Annotated in this window: 2 protein-coding genes and 1 pseudogene; all 3 read left to right on the top strand. The window is 37.0% G+C overall.

Annotated elements, in window-relative coordinates; all coding sequences use genetic code 11:
• A partial coding sequence (locus IRB43_RS18040) for an RHS repeat-associated core domain-containing protein (protein ID WP_203364733.1) occupies positions 1–707 on the top strand: 707 nt, incomplete at its 5' end.
• Between the two features lie 21 nt (positions 708–728).
• On the top strand, positions 729–1,403 hold the full coding sequence (locus IRB43_RS17535) for a hypothetical protein (RefSeq protein ID WP_203364734.1): 675 nt from the start codon (positions 729–731) through the stop codon (positions 1,401–1,403).
• Between the two features lie 214 nt (positions 1,404–1,617).
• Positions 1,618–1,987, top strand: a pseudogene (locus IRB43_RS17540) (hypothetical protein); the annotation flags it as partial.

Raw genomic sequence — 1,987 nt, forward strand, 5'->3', positions numbered from 1 at the left:
TTCTTTCCGAAAGTGGTTCAATGGCAGGGGAAACCCCAATCCGCTACAAAGGCTATCGTTATGATATTGAGACTGGTTTATACTATCTGATTGCACGCTATTATCAGCCAGCAGAAGGAGTTTTCCTCACAGTAGATCCAGAAGGTGGAGACACGAACGATCCGAAGACACAGAATGGTTACGCTTATGCAAACAATAACCCAGTTATGATGACTGATCCAGATGGGAATTGTGCATGGCTTGTAATTAATGCTGGTTTTGCGGCTTATAGTGGCTATCAAGCTTATAAATCTGGTAAAGGTGCCAGAGGAATAGCAGCTGCAGCAACTTTTGGATTTGTCGGCGGAGGAAAAGGAAAAGCAGTTAAAAAAGGGATCGGATTAGTCAAGAAAATCCATGGGAATAGCCGGAAGAGTAAAAAAGCGAATCGTGGTTACGAGATATATAAAATAGTGAATGGACAAAAGCGTGTAGTGAAAGTCGGAATCAGTGGATGGAAAATATCTAAGTCTGGAAAGTCATATAGAGCGACTAAACAAGCGGATAAATGGGCTAGAAAATATGGAGGAACATATCATACTAGAATTGTAAAGAGAAATATGACAAGGGGAAAAGCTGAAAAATGGGAACAAGGACATGTAAATAGAATAGCCAAAGCTGGTGGTAGATTCCCACCTCGATATCATAAAAAACCGCTTCCGTGGTGATAAGAAAGAGAGCGTGACTACATGCTAAACATTCAATTTAGTGACTGGGGGAAACAGCGCCCCAAAAAGCATTATAATAACGTCCATAAAATGAGAATTTTTGAATTGATCTTTTCAAAAAAATTGAGCGAATTAGGCGTAAAGCTAGGTGAATTTGATACCATTATTGTCTACTGTCTAGCAAATCCTAAGAAAACATTCTCTTATGATGAAGATTATGCTCTTAAAGAAATTGAAGTTTCAATTCCGTATGACTATATGTCTTTTTTCAACTTAGGTTCTAATGAGGAAAAATTTCAAGAGTTCACAAAGTTGATTCATCAGTATATCACACCCATTTTGCAAAAACATTCAAGTTTGTCGGCATCAACCATCTCGGCTTTTGTTGAAATAGCACTTGGAGAAATTGTGAAACAAAATTACGAGGCTGTTTTTTTAGTTGGTCAAACTCCCAAGAAAAGTCCTAATCGCAAACAATTAGCCATTTTAAAAGGAATTCATCGTTCTGAAGGTTTTCAGTTACGCTGTGAAGTTTACAATGAGAAAGGCCTCAGAATACTTGACCAGTTATTAGTTGAAGAGGTTGGAAATGAAATTGTGTATTCAAGGTTTTTAGGAACGCTCAAATGGGAAAATGAAAATTTAATTGTAGTAAAATCAAAATCAAGTCAATGGACCGCCACTGTTTCAGTATAGTTTAGTTATTTTTAAATAAAGAAATTAAATTTTAATTCCCAGCGATAGCTGAGAATCTCAGACTATAGATTATATTAATGGTGGCCTATAGCCTTTACCAGACTGAAGCGGTATCATTCATTAACGAATGACATCGCTTTTCTTCTATATAAACTGATTCAAATTATTCTCTACCTACACCTATAACGACGCCCAACAATCAAATAACCTAAAAATTACCAAAGGCACGACCGTCTTATTGGACGAAACCTTGGGTTATGACCTGAACGGAAATATCAACTCGGTGACTAGTTCAACTGGCAACAAATCTTTTACGTATGATAAAACCAATCAACTAGAATCACAAACTATTTCTTCTGCCCAATTAACCGAATCATACACTTACGATGCCGTTGGAAATCGCAAAACCAAAACAACCGTCAAAGATGGAAAAACGACTGACACAACGTACGACTATGATGCCAACAACCGTCTAACATCTGTAAATGGACAAACCTATTCATACGATGCTAACGGTAATCGGACAAAAGATAATAAGTACACATACGTGTATAATAAATTCGATCAGATAACCTCCATCAAAA

The sequence above is a fragment of the Bacillus sp. REN10 genome (genome assembly GCF_016820555.1).
Taxonomy (GTDB): Bacteria; Bacillota; Bacilli; order Bacillales; family Domibacillaceae; genus Bacillus_CE.

What these genes read in the sequence shown, in the direction of transcription:
- IRB43_RS17535 (WP_203364734.1), top strand. Translation starts at nt 729, where the DNA reads ATGCTAAACATTCAATTTAGTGACTGGGGGAAACAGCGCCCCAAAAAG.